Genomic DNA, 16,441 nt, shown 5'->3' with positions numbered 1-16,441 from the left:
GGATGGCCCGGAGGGGTCGGGCCATGATGCCACGCACCGCCCTCAGCGCACACCCCGGCGCAAACACCAGTGCCAGGCCGCGGCACGCGCGGCCTCCACGTCAGCAATACGTCAGAGAAGCATCAAAGAAAGGCCAGGCGGCGGTTGCTGCCGAAGGCCGCGAGGCCCGGCAGCGCGGTGTCGATCTGCGCATCGCTGGCGCCAAACCACGCGAGCAGCGTGGCCGCGTATTGCGAGACGGCCGTGGTGGGGATCCAGCGGCCCTGCAGCTCCCAGTTGTCGACGCCCACGTCGTCGGGGCCGCCGAGCACGAGCTGCGGGAAGGTGCCGTAGCTCGCGCCACCGTTGACCGCACCGCCCACCACGAGTTGCGTGTTGCCCCAGGCGTGGTCGGTGCCCAGGCTGTTGTTGGGCACGAAGGTGCGGCCGAAGTCGCTCTGTGTGAAGGCGGTGACGTCGGGGCCGAGGCCGAGCGTGTGCATCGCGGTGTAGAAGGCGCCAAGCGCATCGCCCAGCTCGCGCAGCAGGTTGGCGTGGTTGCCGGTGGTGGGCGCGCCGCCGGCGACCTGGTTGCCGTGGGTGTCGAAACCGTCGAGCGAGGCAAAGAACATCTGCTTGTTGCCACCCACGGTGGCGTTGGCGACGATGAGCTTGGCGATCTGGTACAGCTGGCCCCCGAGGCCGGTCGTGAATTCGCCGTCGCTGCCGACGAGCGAGGCGAAGGCAGCGTCGATGGCCGCCACCGCGCCCGCACCGCCCGGCTCGACCGCCACCAGGCCGCCCAGCCGCTCGGAGACGGCGAACGCATTGCGCTGCGCCGTGGCGTAGGCCTCGGCGAGGTCGTTGTCCTGCCCGCTGGCGTAGAGCGCGTTGAGCGCATCCTTGCGTGCCACGAAGGGTGCGTACTGCTGCGCCTCGGGCGTGAGCACGTAGGCGCCGAACACATCGCCCGGCGTGTCGGGCAGCACGAGCGGCGACACCGATTCGGTGAGGCCGAAGCGTGTGCTGCCGGCCACCGAGATCACCGGGTTGACGGTGCCGAGCGCAGCCGATGCGCGGCCACCCCAGCCGCTGCGGGTGAGCGGGCTGGTGCTGCCGGTCTCCCACTCGATCTGCTGGTCGGAGTGCGAGAAGAGGTTGGCCGGTTTGTCGGGCGAACTCTCGGGCAGCGCGCGGAACTGGCTCTTGGTGAGCGGCCGCGCCAGCGTGCCGACGTTGAAGACGGGCGCGAGGTCGCCGGCCGCCCAGGCGGGCGCGAGGCCGGCGAGGGCCGGGTGCAGGCCGTAGTTGATGCCGCTCATCGGCAGCAGGCTCGCCTGCGGGAGGGCGAGGCCGCGGCGCACGGCGGCGTACTGGCCGTAGCGTGTGGCGTCGTTGGGCACGACCATGTTGAGGCCGTCGTTGCCGCCATAGAGGAAGACGCACACCAGCGCCTTGTAGTCGCCGGCCCAGGCGCGGCGCGTGCCGAGGGTGAGGTTGGCGAGCGTGCCGACGCCCAGGGCGCCGGCCAGCGCAGCGCTGTTGCGCAGCAGCCATTGGCGGCGGTTCATCGTGGGCAGCGCTTGGGAAGAGGCTTTGCGGTTCATGTTCGTCGTCGTCCTCAGCGTTGCACGTGGTAGTGAGGGGAGCCGTAGATCAGGAAGGCCGCGGTCTTCACGCGGTTCACGCGCCAGTTGGCGGGGTCGCGCGAGGACGTCCACCACTCGGTGGCGCGCACGACCTCGCTGCGGGCCGTGCCGGTCAGCGTGCGGCCGAGCGCGAGGTTGGACAGGCGGTCGACCAGCACACCCGCGTCGGTGGCGTCGGCGGTGTAGGCCGAGAGGTTCACGAGCGTGCCGAGCGGGTTGGCCGCGCCGCTGCTCGACGCGGGGGTGCCGCCCCAGTCGAGCAGGTAGGTGAGGTAGTTGAGCCGCGCGAGCGCGGTGTTGGCGTTGTGGATGCCGAAGGCCGGGCCCACGAGCGCGGTGCCGGCGACGGGGTAGTCGGGCGGATAGAAGTTGAAGACCGAGGGCGCGCGGAACATGTGCTGGCGCATCGTCTCGCCCCACCACCAGCCGAGCGATTCGCCGTCGCTGGTGCCGTTCAGGCCACGCAGCACGCCGGTGAACATGAGCACCGGCTCGCGCAGCTTGCCCTGGGTGCGGCCGGGCGTGTCGCCGCGCGCCTCGGCGTCGAGCAGCACAGCGGCCACCGTGGCCGCGAGGTCGCCGCGCTGGCCGGTGCCGAAGCTGCCGTAGCGGCCGGTCGCGAAGGCCGTGGCCACACGCCCCACGTAGGCCGGCGACGGGTTGCTGCTGACCAGGTGCTGGATCAGCTGCTTGCCGATGAAGGGCGCGGTGTTGGGGTGTGTCATCACGCTGTCGAGCACGGTCTCGAGCGCCTGCGGCGCGGTGTGACCGGCGCTCAGCGAGTAGCCGTTGAGCAGCGTGCGGGCGGCGGTGTCGTGGTAGCGGGCGACGGGCACCATGTCGCCGTCGTTCGCACCGCCGTAGTAGCGGCAGTTGGCGCCGGTGGGGTAGCAGCCATACGAGGTGGCGCCACCGGCGGGATACGTCCAGCCGGTGAGCGCATAGGCGTAGGCGCGCACCTGCTCGTTGGTGTACGTGGGCGTGCAGGTGCCGCCGCGCAGCGTGCCGTCGGCGTTGAGCTCGCAGGTGCCGATGGAGAAGAGCTGCAGCAGCTCGCGCGCGAAGTTCTCGTTGGGCGCGTCCTTGTCGTTGTTGGCGTTGTTGAGGAAGTCGCCCATCACCGGCGATTGCGTCACCTTCTTCAGCACCTGCCGGTAGTTGCCGAAGGCCTCGCGGATCAGCACGTTGTGGTAGTTGCGAAAGCCGTAGGTGCCCGAGACGTCGAGGTTGTTGACGACAACGATTTGTTGCAACGCATACGCAACACGCTGGCGCAGCTGGTCGGGCTGGCCGAGCGCGTTGCGGTAGAAATCCGACAGCAGCGGCTCGGTGGAGTACCAGTCGCGCCAGCAGTTGGTGCCACGGCCGTTGCAGAACTCGCCCGCGCCGGTGTACTGGTGCACGGCGCCATCGCCACCGCTGGTGTAGCGCGAGCTGTTGAGCTGCATCTGCGCGGCCACCCAGGCCGAAGCCCCCTGCGATCGGATGCTGGCCACGAGCGCTTCGGTCGGGCCGAAGGTGGCCTGGTCGGCCAGGCGCACGGCGTCGCGCTGCGAGAGGGTGGCGGGGGGCGGAGGAGGAGGCGGCGGCGGGGGTGGAGGCGGCGGGTTCTGCGAGCCGGTGCCGGGCGCCGGCGCAGGAGCACTGCTGCCACCACCACCGCCGCCACCGCCACAACCGGCCAGCACCGCGGCGAAGAGAGCGCCCACCACCACATGCTGCCAGCGCTCGACGCCGCGCATGCGCGCCTCCGAAGAAGTGGTGCAACGATCTGCCGGCATGGGCCTCCCTGTGGGGTCGAGTGAGATGGCGCGCCTCCGTCGCAGCGGAGGGCGGACTCGATTGCAGCAGGAAGGGCGACGGTCGCTGTTACCGGTTGTCAGTGCCCCGAGGGGTGCGCGCCGGGGGGCTGCATGCGCGACAACACATGGTGACCCATGGTCGCGGCCAGGGCGTGTTCGCCGATGAAGACGGTGCCCAGGCCTTCCTGCGCGATGAGCGCGGCCTCGTCGTCGTTCTGCGCGCGCAGCACGACTTCGATGGCAGGGTTGAGCGTCTTGGCGGTCTGGATCATCTGGCGCGCACCGAAGGCGTCGGGCGTGGCGATCACGAGCATGCCGGCCTGCGCGATGTGGGCCTGGATCAGCACGCCCGGGTCGGTGGCGTCGCCGCTGACGGCGGGCACGTTGCGCTCACGCAGCTCTTCGACACGCTCGCGGTTCTGCTCGGCCACCACGTAGCGCACGCGGTGCGCGTCGAGCTGCTGCGCGATGCGCCGGCCCACGCGACCGTAGCCGACAAGCACCACCTGGCCGCTGAGGAAGGCCGGGTGGACGGAGGTGGGCAGCTCGGCCAGCGGGTCGTCGCGCATCTCCAGCCGGCGCGCCAGCGGCGAGCGCTCGCGCAGCCAGTTCTGCACCGGCTCGATGGCGCGAAAGAGCAAGGCATTGAGCGCGATGGAAATCAACGCGCCGGCGAGGATGAGGCTGTGCCCGGCCTGCGGCATCAGGCCGAGCGCCATGCCGAGCCCGGCGAGGATGAACGAGAACTCGCCGATCTGCGCGAGGCTCGCCCCCACGGTGAGCGCGCTGTTCATCGGGTAGCGGAAGGCGAGCACGAGGGCCACGGCTGCGAGCGTCTTGCCGACCATGATGATGGCCACGACCACCAGCACGCGCAGCGGCTCGTCGAGCAGCACCTGCGGGTTGAAGAGCATGCCCACCGAGACGAAGAAGAGCACCGAGAAGGCATCGCGCAGGGGCAGCGATTCGTCGGCCGCGCGGTGGCTGAACTCCGACTCGCGCATCATCATCCCGGCGAAGAAGGCGCCGAGCGCGAACGACACGTCGAAGAGCTTGGCCGATGCGAAGGCCACGCCCACCGCCGCGGCCACCACGCACAGGGTGAAGAGTTCGCGTGAGCCGGTGCGCGCAACCCACCACAGGAGCTTGGGAAAGACGCGCCGGCCCACCACCAGCATCAGCGCGATGAAGGCCGCCACCTTGGCCATCGTGATGCCGAGCGTGGCCCACAGGCCCTGGCCATCGGGTGCTTCGTGGCCGGCAGGCACCTGCCCCCCGAGCAGCGGCGCGAGCGGCGGCAGCAGGACCAGCACCAGCACCATCACCAGGTCTTCGACCACCAGCCAGCCAACCGCGATGCGGCCGTTCATCGACTCGAGCACGCCACGCGCTTCCAGCGCCCGCAGCAGCACGACCGTGCTCGCGACCGACAGGCACAGGCCGAACACCAGGCCGCCACCCAGGCCGAAGCCCCAGGCATACGCCACCGCCAGGCCCATCGCCGTGGCCACCGCGATCTGCAGCACCGCGCCCGGGATGGCGATGCGCCGCACCGCCATCAGGTCGGCCACCGAAAAGTGCAGGCCCACGCCCAGCATCAGCAGCATCACGCCGATCTCGGCCAGCTGGCTGGCCAGGCCCACATCGGCCACGAAGCCCGGCGTGCCCGGCCCGATCACGATGCCGGCGAGCAGGTAGCCCACCAGTGGCGGCACCTTCAGCCGCGCGGCGATGAAACCGAAGATGAGCGCGAGGCCGAAGCCGGCGGCGATGGTGGAAATCAGGCTGACGTCGTGGGGCATTGGCACTTTCGGGCGGAAGACCAGACAGCTCCTACACGCGGAGGCGTCCACGGCTGATCGCTTCGACAGGGGGCGACTGTTTCAATCGTCGCATGGGCCACACGAAAAGTGGCCACCACCCCACACAGCAGGAGCACACCATGGACGACCGAGACACCTCCTCCCGCGAGAAGCTCTGGGACCTGATCAAGGACATCAAGTTCGCGATGTTCACCACGCACCACCGCAACGGCCACCTGCACTCGCGTCCGATGACCACGCAGAACACCAAGGTCGACGAGGACAGCAGCCTGTGGTTCTTCATGTCGGCGAGCGGCGAGCCCGTGGCCGACCTGCGCGCCGACCCCGAGGTGAACGTGGTCTACGCCGAACCGGGCGACGACCGCTACGTGTCGGTCTCGGGCGTGGCTCGCATCGTCGACAACCCGGCGAAGAAGGAGCAGCTGTGGAACAAGATGAACGAGGCCTGGTTCCCGCAGGGCCCCACCGACCCCGACCTGGCGCTGGTGCAGGTGCAGATCACCCACGCCGACTACTGGGACGTGAAGTCGAGCAAGCTGGTGCAGCTGATCGCGATGGCGAAGTCGGCCCTCACCGGCCGCCCGCCGCACGACCTGGGCACGCACGGCGAAGTGCGCATGCGCTGAAGACGGAGCTCCGCCGATGCACGCGCTCAAGACCTACATCGTCGAAGACAGCCCCGTCATCCGTGAGAGTCTGGTGGCGCTGCTGGAAGAGTCCGTGCCGGTGAAAGTGGTCGGCACGGCCGAGGACGAACTCACCGCCCTCGACTGGATCGACCACCGCCACCAGGACTGCGACCTGGTGATCGTCGACATCTACCTCAAGGGCGGCTCCGGCCTCGGCGTGCTGAAAGCCGGCGCCGGCGTCTACAAGCCGGCCAAGTGGGTGGTGTTCAGCAACCACGCCACCCCTGAGATGCGCAACCGCTGCCTCGAGTTGGGCGCCGATTGTGTGTTCGACAAGTCGAACGAGATCGACGAGCTGCTGCTGTACTGCAACCGGCTGGCGAGCAACGACGAGGTGCACGATGACACCCCCACCGCCCCAGCGGTGTCGGAGCCGACCGAGACCGCACCGGGTGCAAGCCCCAGCCCGACTGCCGGGCTGGCCTGACCTCGCGAGTTCAGCCCGGCAAGGGCGGCAGCTCGGGCGCGTTCAGGCCCACAAACGGGTCGGCCCATGCCGGCAGGGACAGGAGGCGACGATGCCACCTCTCCACGGCCGGGTGGTCGGACAGCGGCAGCCGGGCCACGTCGTTGAAGGGGAGGAACGCCGCCATGCGGAAGTCTGCGTAGCTGAGCCCACTCGCCAGCAGCCACTCGCGCCCGCTCAATTGCGCCTCCAGCACGGCGGCGCTTTCGTGGAACAGCGACAAGCCCTCGGCCACCGCAACCTCGTCGACCGGGCCGAGGCCGTAGCGCTGCTTGGTGCCGCGCTCGAAGTGCACGATGTCGCAAGCCCGCATGAAGTGATCGCGCGCCCAGCTGATCCAGCGGATCATGTCGGGCAACTCAACGCCGCTGCGCCAGAAGTCCGAGCCTTGCATCTGCGAGAGACGGCACGCGATGGCGTCTGCCTCCCACAGCGAACCCGCACCCTCGGCCAGGATGGGCACGCGCAGCGACGGGTTCAGCGGCCGGAACCGGTCGGCCTGGCCAGGTGCGAGCGGCGCGGCCCACTCGAAGGCGACCGGCGCCGCCAGGTGTCGGGCCACAGCCACGGCCAGCCGCGGGTTCGGGTTGCGCGAGTAGTAGAGCGTGGAGGTCATGGCAGTTTCCAGTGGATCGGTGATGGGCCCGCCTACGCGCCTGCGCAGGCTCTCCCCTACGACGATCCACACACCGCCAAATCGACAGGGCGCATCAGAGCGCCCAAACAAAAAGCACTTAGCAGAGTGAACCTGCTAAGTGCTTGTGCCCGTTAGGGATGTTTGGTGGCCAAGGGCGGAATCGAACCACCGACACGCGGATTTTCAATCCGCTGCTCTACCAACTGAGCTACTTGGCCGTAATTCTTGGAAGCGAGCCGGCGATTATAGCCAGACTCAGTTGCCCCCGGCACCGCGCTTGTTGCGGCTGAGATCCACCCCCAGCTGCTTGAGCTTGCGGTACAGGTGCGTGCGCTCCAGGCCGGTCTTTTCGGCCACGCGCGTCATGCTGCCGTTTTCCTTGGCCAGGTGGAATTCGAAGTAGCTCTTCTCGAAGGCATCGCGCGCCTCGCGCAGCGGGCGATCGAGCTCGAAGAGCTGCTCGGGTTGCGGCCCGAGCACGAGCGGCACCGGCGGCAGCATCGGCGCCACGCCGGACGCCGCGCCGTCGATCGAGATACCGATCTCCACGCGGGCAGGCGCCAGGGCGTTGTTGTGGTGGGCACCAGCCGCCCGCGCAGCCGGCTTGGCCAGGGCCTGCTCGACGGCACGCAGCAGCTTCTGCAACGTGATGGGTTTTTCGAGGAAGGCGATCGCGCCGACCTTGGTCGCCTCGACGGCGGTGTCGATGGTGCCGTGGCCCGACATCATGATCACCGGCATCGTCAGCAAGGACGACGCGCCCCACTCCTTGAGGAGGGTGATGCCATCGACATCGGGCATCCAGATGTCGAGCAGCACGAGGTCGGGGCGCACCCGCTCGCGGATGGCCCGGGCCTGCGCCGCGTTCTCGGCCAGCTCGACGCTGTGGCCTTCATCGCTCAGGATTTCGGACAGCAGGGCGCGGATGCCCAGTTCGTCGTCGACAACAAGAATGGTGGCCATGAATCCTCAGTGCGCTCGGGCCTCGGGGGGTGCTGGAACAGCGGTGACGCTGTCGGCCGGCGCGAATTTCGAAAATGATAGCGAAACTTGCGCGCCCGCCACCTCGGCGCCACCCGGGCCGGTGTAGGTGAGGTTGGCGAGGCGGACGCGGGCGCCGTGTTCGTCGGCGATCTTCTTCACCACCGCGAGGCCGAGGCCGGTGCCGCGGGTCTTGGTGGTGACGTAGGGCTCGAAGGCGCGCTTGAGCACCTTCTCCGAGAAGCCCGGGCCGTTGTCGAGCACCTGCAGGCGCACCGCACGCAGCTCGCCCTGCTCGGTGCGGGCAATCTCGGTGCGCAGGCGCACGCAGCCGTCGGGCCGCTCGGCGATGGCGTCGAGCGCGTTCTGCACGAGGTTGTGGATGACCTGGCGCAGCTGCGAGGTGTCGCCGAGGATCAGTGGAAGCTCGGGGGTCAGCTCGGCCTTGAGGCGCCCGGCTTCCTGCGCGGTGGCGTAGAGCGTGAGCACCTCGGAGGCCAGCGCGTTCAGATCGAGCGCCTGGGGCTTGGCCGCGGGCAGGCGGGCGTAGTCGCGGAACTCGTTGACGAGCTGCTTCATCGCCTGCACCTGGTTGACGATGGTGCCCACCGAGCGCGCGAGCATGGCCTGGTCGAGGCCTTCGAGCTTGGATTCGAGCTTGTGCTGCAGCCGCTCGGCCGAGAGCTGGATGGGCGTGAGCGGGTTCTTGATCTCGTGCGCGAGGCGGCGCGCGACTTCGCTCCAGGCTTCGGCGCGCTGGGCGGAGACCACTTCGGTGATGTCGTCGAACACCATCAGGCGGCCTGCATGGGGCATGGCCGCGCCGCGCACGAGCAGGGTGATCTTGTCGCCGTCTGGCTCGCCGCCTCTCTCGTTGGCGCGCCGGTCAACCACCTGCAGGTCGAAGGCGTCCTGCCAGTGGTCGCGCTCGCCGGCCTCGGGGCTGTCCTGGTGCTGCTCGAAGCGCTGTCTCACCGCGGCGGCGAATTCCTGCAGCCCCGGCACTTCGTCGAGCGTGCGGCCCCGGTAGGCCGACACCGGCTGGCGCAGGATGCGCGTGGCGCCGGGGTTCACGGTGTCGATGTGGCCCTCGCGGTCGAACACGATCACGCCCGCCGTGAGGTTGTCGAGGATGGTCTGCAGGTTGCTGCGCGCGGCTTCGAGTTGCGCCAGGCTGCGCTGCACCAGCGAGCGCGCTTCCGAGAGCTGCTCGGTCATGTCGGCAAACGAGCGGGTGAGGCCGCTCAACTCGTCTTTCGAGGCGAACACCGGCTTGCGCGTGAGGTCGCCACGCGCCACCTGCCGCACGCCTTCGGCGAGCACGAGCAGCGGGCGGGCGAGCTGGTTGCCGAGCGTCACCGCGAGCAGCAGCGCGCCAAACACCGCGAGGATCAGCGTGAGCGTGAGCGTGCCGATGTACATGCGGCGCAGCCCTTCGCGCGCCAGCGCGCGCTGCTGGTATTCGCGATAGGCCGCCTGCACCGCCAGCGCCTGCGTGACCATCGCGCTCGGCAGCAGCTGCGTGACCATGAGGAAGCGGTCTTGCGGGCCGAGCGCCAGGCTGTTGCTCGGCATGTGCGCCAGCGTGCGGATGCGTGCGCTGCCCGATTGCGCGGCGGTGTCTTCGTCCAGCCCTTCGAGCTGGCCGGTGATGCGTGCACTGCGCGCCTGCCGCAGCAGCAGCGGGCTGGGCCGCTCGGGCGCCAGCGCACCGGTCAGGCCGCCGGCGGTGACGAGCACCTGCCCGTTGGGGCCGAGCAAGGTGACCTCCTGCGCAAAGAGCTGCTCGCGCAGGCGCTCGAGCACCAGCGGCGGCACCGGGTTGGGCGTGTCGGCCAGGCGCTCGGCGGCGAGCCGGGTTTTGGTGGTGAGGTCGTTGAGCTGCGCATCGAGCGTGCCGCGGCCGAGGCTCAGGCCGGCGTCGAGCGCGCCTTCCACCTTCACGTCGAACCAGCTCTCGATGCTGCGTGAGACGAACTGGTACGACACCACGTAGATCAACAGGCCCGGCACCACGCCCACCATCGCAAACACCGCCGCCAGCCGCAGCAGCAAGCGGCTGCCGAACTTGCCGCGCCGCACGCGCACCATCAGCCGCACCCCGGCGATGCCGATCACGAGCACGAGCAGCGAGGCCACCACCACGTTGACCCAGAACAGCCACACGTAGTGGCGCTCGTAGAGGCCGCGGCTGTTGGTGGCGAGCGAGAGCAGGAAGACCAGCACCAGCCCGGCGCCCGTCACTGCGACCAGGGAGATGATCCAGGCCCAGCGGGTCGCTTTTTTCATCGCATGCGCCTGTGTCGGTCAGGCGAGGACCCAGCCGGCGCCGGGCCGCCCCAAGCCGGCTGGGCGCCCCCTCGGGGGGCAGGAGCGAGGCGACGTGGGGGCTGTCATCAGTTCAAGCGCCGGGTGCGCTCGACCTTGAACGACCAGTCGGACTGGCCGCCGATGCCGATCTGCATCGGGCGCGGCAGCTGCGTGTTGTCGAGCTGGTAGCTGAATTCGACGTAGTGCTTGCCGTCGTCGAGCTGGGCCGCGTCGACGAGCTTCCAGTTCACGCTGCGGGTGACGGCGGTCAGCGCGTCGGGCAGGCTGTCGTAGTGCTGGCTGAGGCCGCCATAGGTGACGCGGTACTTGCGCGTGAGCGGTTGGAAGGCCAGCCGCCAGGTGCGCGTGGCCTGCGCCAGGCGTTTGTCGGCCCAGTACCAGCGGTCACGGAACACCTCGGCCTGCGCCACGAAGAAGAGCGGCACGCCTTTCTGCAGCGCCTCTTCAATGGGCTTGGAGAGTTCGAAGCGGGCCGAGAAGCTCAGCGCCAGGCCGTCGTCGCTGCGGGTCAGCTCGAAGCTGTCGAGGGTGACGGGCTCGGCGTGGGCGCTACCGACGGCCAGGCTCAGGACGAGCGCCGCCAGCACCGCGCCGCCCGCATGGCGCACCCAGCCGACGAGCGACCGGATCCAGGCAGGCAACGGCGAAGAAACGGTGCAAGAAGGTCGTGCGCAGCGCAAAAGTCAGGAAGCCTCGGTCAGGAGGCTTTGGCCAGCAGAGCGTAGAAAAAGCCGTCTGGCGATGCACCTGAAGCGGGCGCCGCGCCGTTGCCCGAATTGTCGGGCAGCGGCAGCAGGTGGCCGGGCGCCGCGGGCTGCAGCGTGGCTTCTCCGGGCCCTTGGCGTTGCAAAAAAGCGTCGATCACCCGCTGGCCTTCGGCCTTGAAGACCGAGCATGTGCAGTAAAGCAAGCGCCCACCTGGTTTGAGCAGCGGCCACAGCGCGTCGAGCAGCTCGCCCTGGGTGCGGGCCAGGGCGGGGATGTCGCTGTCGCGGCGCAGCCAGCGCACGTCGGGGTGGCGGCGCACGATGCCCGAGGCGCTGCAGGGCGCGTCGAGCAGGATGGCGTCGAACGGGGTGCCGTCCCACCAGTCGGCGGGGCGGCGGGCGTCGGCGGCCACGCTGCGTGCCTGGAGGCCGAGGCGGGCCAGCGTGTCGTGCACCCGCTCCAGGCGGGCCGGGTCGGCGTCGAGCGCGAGCACGTCGAGGTCGGCCAGCTCCAGCAGGTGCGCGGTCTTGCCGCCGGGGGCGGCGCAGGCGTCGAGCACACGGGCGCCGGGCGGCAGGCCCTCGCCGATCAGGAGCGGCGCGGCCAGCTGGGCGGCGGTGTCTTGCACCGACACGTCGCCTTCGGCAAAACCGGGCAGTTGCTGCACCGGCACCGGCGAGGCGAGCACCAGGCCGTGCGCACCGGCCGGTTGCGAGGCGATGCCCGCCTGTTGCAGGCGCTCGCGGTAGGCGGCCACGCTGCCGTGGCGGGCGTTGACCCGCAGCGCCATCGGCGGGTGATGGTTGTTGGCGTCGAGCACCGCTTGCCATTGCGTGGGCCAGTCGGCGCGCAGGCGGTCGATCCACCAGCGCGGGTGGTTGTGGTGCGCCACCGGGTCGGCCTCGGCGGCGACCACGAGCGTGTCGCGCTCGCGCAGGAAACGCCGCAGCACCGCGTTGATGAAGGGTGCGCTGGACTGCGAACGGCGCTTGGCCGCGTCGACCGCCTGGTCGACCACCGTGTGGGGCTCGTAGCGGGCGCCGTCTTGCGCGTCGGGCCACAACAGCGCCAGCGCGGTCAGCAGCAGCGCGTCGACGGGCGGCGACGGCGTCTTGGGCGCCAGCCGGGCGCGGATCGCCTGCGCGGCACCGAGGCGGCGCAGCACTTCGAACGACAGCGCCTGCACGCCGGGCCGGGCGTCAAAGGGGCAACGCGCCAGTGCGTCGTTGAGCGAGCGGCCGGCACGCACGGCCTGCACGGCGTCGGCCGTGTGCGTGATGAGTTGGGAGAGTGGGAGGGACTTCACCCGGTCGAGTCTACGAGCCGGGTCTCGCGCTGCTAACTGAAGATCTTTCCAGGGTTCATGATGTTCTTCGGGTCGAGTGCACGCTTGAGCGTTCTCATCATCGAGACGGCGCCCTCGCCCGTTTCCTCCACCAGGAAACCCTGCTTGTGCAGGCCCACGCCGTGCTCGCCGGTGCAGGTGCCGCCAACCTTGAGTGCACGTTGCACGAGTTGGTGGTTCAGCTGCTCGGCGAGATCCCGCTCGGCGGGAATCGTCGGGTCGACGAGGTAGCCCATGTGGAAGTTGCCGTCGCCCACGTGCCCCACGAGGAAGTACGACAGGCCGCTCGCCTCGACCTCGGCCACGCTTTCATTGATGCAGTCGGCGAGACGCGAGATGGGCACGCAGGTGTCGGTGGTCACGGCGCGGCAACCGGGCTTGGTCTGCAGCGCCGACAGGTAGGCGTGATGGCGCGCCGCCCACAGCCGCGTGCGCGCCTCCGGTGTCGTCGCCCATTCGAAACCCTGGCCGCCGAGCTCGTCGGCGATCGCCTGCACGGTGGCCGACTGTTCGGCCACGCCGGCCTCGCTGCCGTGGAATTCCATCAGCAGCATCGGCGCTTCGGTCAGGCCCAGCTTGTCGCGCAGGTTGACGGCGCGCACCGTGTTCGCATCGAGCAGCTCGCAGCGGGCAATGGGCACACCGAGCTGGATGATCTGGATCGTGGTGCGCACCGCCGCGTCGACACTCGGGAAGGTGCACACCGCCGCCAGCACCGCCTCGGGCAGCGGGTACAGGCGCAGCGTGATCTCGGTCATCACGCCCAGCGTGCCCTCGCTGCCGACCATCAGGCGCGTGAGGTCGTAGCCGGCGCTCGACTTGCGCGCGCGCGTGCCGGTGCGGATCACCTCGCCCTGCGGCGTGACAACAGTCAGGCCCAACACGTTCTCACGCATCGTGCCGTAGCGCACGGCATTCGTGCCGCTGGCGCGGGTGGCCGTCATGCCGCCCAGGCTCGCGTCGGCGCCGGGGTCGATGGGGAAGAAGAGGCCGCTGTGGCGGATCTCGTTGTTGAGCTGGGTGCGCGTCACGCCAGGCTGCACCGTGACCGTGAGGTCATCGGGCTCGAGCGACACGATCTTCTGCATGCGTGAGAGGTCGATGCTCACACCGCCCTGCACCGCCAGCAGATGCCCTTCGAGCGAGGAGCCCACGCCGAAGGGAATGACCGGCACCGCATGCGCATCGGCCAGCTTCACGACGAAGGCGACCTCCTCGGTGCTCTCGCAGTAGACGACCAGATCAGGCGGCGCCACGTCGAACGGCGACTCGTCGCGGCCATGCTGCTCGCGCACCGCGAGCGCCGCCGAGCAGCGCTCGCCGAAATGGGCCTTCAAGGCCTCGTGCATCGCCGCCGGCACCGGGCGGCGTTCCATCGGGGGCAGCACATGGGAGGGAAGCGGGGCGTTCACGGGCAGGCTCCAACAACAGGAATCGCGGATGCAGCGATTCTGCGCTTCCGGGCAAAAAGCGGCCCCTAGAATCCGCCCGCACACCAATGCCATGCGCGGGGAGGCGCTGACGCGACGTGTCTGCTGAGCACCTGGCCGTGTCACTCGACACGCTGTACACCGCCGAAACACCCGAGGGCATTGCGCTGTCGCTGCGCCCTGCCGGCGCCGCTGCCCGGGCGCTGGCCTACATGGTCGACCTGGGCGTGCGCTTTGGTCTCTTCATGGTGGTGTCGATCGCCGCCATCCCGCTCGGCGGCATGGGCCAGGGCCTGCTGCTGGTGAGCTACTTCCTGCTGGAGTGGTTCTACCCGGTGTTCTTCGAGCTCACGGGGTCGGGCGCCACGCCGGGCAAGCGCATGTTCGGCTTGCAGGTGGTGATGGACTCGGGCCTGCCCGTCACGCCCGCTGCCGCCCTCACGCGCAACCTGCTGCGCGCGGCCGATTTCTTCCCCTTCCTCTATGCGAGCGGTCTGCTCACGATGCTGTTGCGCCGCGACTTCAAGCGCCTGGGCGACCTCGCCGCCGGCACGCTCGTGGTCTACGCCGACACGGTGGCCCTGCACGGCCAGTTGCCCGACGCCGCCGCCACCGCGCCCGCCCGTGCCCTCGCCCCACGCGAGCAGGCCGCCATCGTGGCCTGGGCCGGGCGGGCCAAGCGGCTCACCCCAGCCCGGCTCGACGAGCTGGCCCAGCTCGCCCGCTCGGTCACCCCCGGCCAGGGCGGCGACGCCACCGGCCGGCTGCTCGGTGTGGCGCAGTGGCTGGTGGGCAACCGCCACGACCCGCGCCGCACCGGAGAGCGCCCATGACCCCCCGCCTCTTCGAAGCGCAGAACGGCCCGCTGTGGGACGAACTCGAGCACGCCCTCGACCGCGCCGAAAAACGCCCGCGCGACAAGACGAAAGACAAAGACAAGAAGCCCGGCGGCAAACCCAAGCCGCTCGATGGCGCCCGCCTCGCCGAGCTGTACCGCCGCGCTTGCGAGCACCTCGCGCTGTCGCAGGCACGCGCGTATCCGATCCACCTCACGCAGCGGCTGGAGTCGCTCACCCAGCGTGCCCACCGCCTCATCTACCGCCGCCATGATTACGGCGTGGCGCGCCTGCGCCAGCTGGTGCTGGTCGACTTCCCGCAGGCCGTGCGGCAGCAGCGCTGGTACCTGCTCGCCGCCACCCTGCTCTTCCTGGTGCCGGCCGTCGCGATGGGGCTCGCGTGCTACTTCGACCCGGGGTTCATCCTGCACATCGCCAGCGCCGAGCAGGCGCAGGAGTTCGACCAGATGTACAGCGGCAGCGAGCGCGCGCTCGGCCGCACCCGCACCGCCTCGACCGACTGGCAGATGTTCGGCTACTACGTGATGCACAACATCGGCATCGGCTTCCAGTGTTTCGCGGGCGGCCTCTTCGTGGGCATCGGCAGCGTCTTCTTCATCCTCTTCAACGGCGTCTTCCTCGGGGCAGTGGCGGGCTACCTCACGGGGCGCGGGCACGTGGAGAACTTCTGGTCCTTCGTCGTCACGCACGGCGCCTTCGAACTCACGGCCATCGTGCTCGCCGGTGCCGCCGGCCTGCAGCTGGGCCACGCGCTGCTGGCACCGGGCCGCCACACGCGGCTGGAAGCGCTGCGCCGGGCCGCGGCTGAGGCCATCGTGATCGTCTACGGCGTGATCGGCATGCTCGTCATCGCGGCGGCGATCGAGGCCTTCTGGTCGTCGGCCCGCTGGGTGCCGGCGGAAGTGAAATACGGCGTGGGTGGGGCGTGCTGGCTCTTCGTCTTCGCGTACCTCGGCTGGCAAGGCCGCCCGGCACGCGTGCCGCCGTCACCCGCGAGGAGCGTGCATGCGGGTTGACGCGATCGCGGTCGAGCTGCGGCCGCGCCCCATGTGGGAGGCGACCGACCTCGGCGTGCGCCTGGTGCAGGCCAACGCGCGCTCCATCTGGCGCACCTGGGCGCCGCTGTATGGCGTCTTCGCGATCCTCGCGCTGGCCACGGTCGAGATCTCGCCGTGGTTGCCCAGCTTCCTCATCTTCTGGTTCAAGCCCTGGATGGACCGCAGCATCCTCTTCGTGCTGTCGCGCGCGGTCTTCGGACAGGAGACCCGCTTCGCCGACCTGTGGGCCGAGCGACGCAGCGTGTGGGGCGGGCAGCTGCTGAGCACGCTGCTGTGGCGCCGCTTCTCGCCCTGGCGCGCCTTCACGCAGCCGATCTACCAGCTCGAAGGCCAGCGCGGCAAGGCACGGCGCCAGCGCCGCAAACAGCTGCTGCGCCAGCAGCAAGGGGCGGCCGGGGGCATGCACTTCGCCTTCGCCAACATCGAGGCCTCGCTCACTTTCGGCGCGCTCGCGCTGGCGCTGTGGTTCGCGCCCGAGCAGATGCGCGGCGACATCTTCGACTGGCTCGTCGGCCGCGGCGAAGGCAGCGAGGTGCTCGCCTCGCTGTGCACCGCGAGCGTCTACGCGGGCATCGTGCTGCTGCTGGAGCCGTTCTACGTGGGGGCCGGCTTTGCGATGTACCTCAACCGGCGCGTGCAGCTCGAAGCGTGGGACATCGAGCAGGAGTTTCGCCGTGCGTTCTGAG

At 69.8% G+C, this 16,441-nt stretch carries 14 protein-coding genes and 1 tRNA gene; 5 read left to right on the top strand and 10 right to left on the bottom strand.

Annotated elements, in window-relative coordinates; genetic code table 11:
- Nucleotides 1-122 precede the first annotated feature (122 nt).
- The 3 genes from KF892_17600 to KF892_17590 form a co-directional block, all read right to left on the bottom strand.
- Nucleotides 123-1,550 carry a DUF1501 domain-containing protein gene (locus KF892_17600; protein MBX3626838.1) on the bottom strand — a complete coding sequence of 476 codons (1,428 nt, stop codon included), beginning with the start codon at nt 1,548-1,550 and terminating at the stop codon, nt 123-125.
- 50 nt (nt 1,551-1,600) lie between these two features.
- Entirely contained in the window at nt 1,601-3,370 is a 1,770-nt protein-coding gene (locus KF892_17595; protein ID MBX3626837.1) for a DUF1800 domain-containing protein, read from the bottom strand.
- 137 nt (nt 3,371-3,507) lie between these two features.
- The gene (locus KF892_17590) at nt 3,508-5,232 is read right to left on the bottom strand and encodes a Kef family K(+) transporter (protein MBX3626836.1); all 1,725 of its coding nucleotides are present in this window, start codon (nt 5,230-5,232) and stop codon (nt 3,508-3,510) included.
- 140 nt (nt 5,233-5,372) lie between these two features.
- Between KF892_17590 and KF892_17585 the strand changes: the two genes are divergently transcribed.
- Nucleotides 5,373-5,879 (top strand): pyridoxamine 5'-phosphate oxidase family protein, encoded by a 507-nt coding sequence (locus KF892_17585; GenBank protein ID MBX3626835.1) that lies wholly within the window; start codon nt 5,373-5,375, stop codon nt 5,877-5,879.
- Between the two features lie 16 nt (nt 5,880-5,895).
- The gene (locus KF892_17580; GenBank protein ID MBX3626834.1) at nt 5,896-6,369 is read left to right on the top strand and encodes a response regulator transcription factor; all 474 of its coding nucleotides are present in this window, start codon (nt 5,896-5,898) and stop codon (nt 6,367-6,369) included.
- Between the two features lie 10 nt (nt 6,370-6,379).
- Here the strand turns inward: KF892_17580 and KF892_17575 are convergent, their stop codons facing one another.
- The 7 genes from KF892_17575 to KF892_17545 form a co-directional block, all read right to left on the bottom strand.
- The gene (locus tag KF892_17575) at nt 6,380-7,024 is read right to left on the bottom strand and encodes a glutathione S-transferase family protein (GenBank protein MBX3626833.1); all 645 of its coding nucleotides are present in this window, start codon (nt 7,022-7,024) and stop codon (nt 6,380-6,382) included.
- Nucleotides 7,025-7,187: 163 nt separating this feature from the next.
- Nucleotides 7,188-7,263: transfer RNA gene (locus tag KF892_17570), tRNA-Phe, on the bottom strand.
- Nucleotides 7,264-7,300: 37 nt separating this feature from the next.
- On the bottom strand, nt 7,301-8,008 hold the full coding sequence (locus tag KF892_17565; GenBank protein ID MBX3626832.1) for a response regulator: 708 nt from the start codon (nt 8,006-8,008) through the stop codon (nt 7,301-7,303).
- A 6-nt stretch (nt 8,009-8,014) separates the two neighbouring features.
- On the bottom strand, nt 8,015-10,315 hold the full coding sequence (locus KF892_17560; protein MBX3626831.1) for a PAS-domain containing protein: 2,301 nt from the start codon (nt 10,313-10,315) through the stop codon (nt 8,015-8,017).
- Nucleotides 10,316-10,422: 107 nt separating this feature from the next.
- A complete protein-coding gene (locus KF892_17555; GenBank protein ID MBX3626830.1) occupies nt 10,423-10,998 on the bottom strand; it encodes a DUF4390 domain-containing protein in 576 nt (191 codons plus the stop codon).
- 56 nt (nt 10,999-11,054) lie between these two features.
- The gene (gene rsmB / locus KF892_17550) at nt 11,055-12,371 is read right to left on the bottom strand and encodes a 16S rRNA (cytosine(967)-C(5))-methyltransferase RsmB (protein MBX3626829.1); all 1,317 of its coding nucleotides are present in this window, start codon (nt 12,369-12,371) and stop codon (nt 11,055-11,057) included.
- A 32-nt stretch (nt 12,372-12,403) separates the two neighbouring features.
- Complete coding sequence (locus KF892_17545) at nt 12,404-13,822, bottom strand: FAD-binding protein (GenBank protein MBX3626828.1); 1,419 nt, start codon at nt 13,820-13,822, stop codon at nt 12,404-12,406.
- A gap of 137 nt (nt 13,823-13,959) precedes the next feature.
- On the opposite strand from KF892_17545, the gene KF892_17540 reads away from it, so the two are divergent.
- Genes KF892_17540 through KF892_17530 form a run of 3 tightly spaced genes read left to right on the top strand, consistent with a single transcriptional unit; the run spans nt 13,960 to nt 16,440 of the window.
- On the top strand, nt 13,960-14,673 hold the full coding sequence (locus KF892_17540; protein MBX3626827.1) for an RDD family protein: 714 nt from the start codon (nt 13,960-13,962) through the stop codon (nt 14,671-14,673).
- Nucleotides 14,670-15,713 carry a stage II sporulation protein M gene (locus tag KF892_17535; protein MBX3626826.1) on the top strand — a complete coding sequence of 348 codons (1,044 nt, stop codon included), beginning with the start codon at nt 14,670-14,672 and terminating at the stop codon, nt 15,711-15,713. The genes KF892_17540 and KF892_17535 overlap by 4 nt, the downstream gene beginning before the upstream one ends.
- On the top strand, nt 15,703-16,440 hold the full coding sequence (locus tag KF892_17530; protein MBX3626825.1) for a hypothetical protein: 738 nt from the start codon (nt 15,703-15,705) through the stop codon (nt 16,438-16,440). The genes KF892_17535 and KF892_17530 overlap by 11 nt, the downstream gene beginning before the upstream one ends.
- The last annotated feature ends 1 nt before the right edge of the window (nt 16,441 follow it).

Source organism: Rhizobacter sp. (assembly GCA_019635355.1).
Classification (GTDB): Bacteria; Pseudomonadota; Gammaproteobacteria; order Burkholderiales; family Burkholderiaceae_C; genus Rhizobacter.
This window is presented reverse-complemented; position numbering and strand designations above follow the sequence as displayed.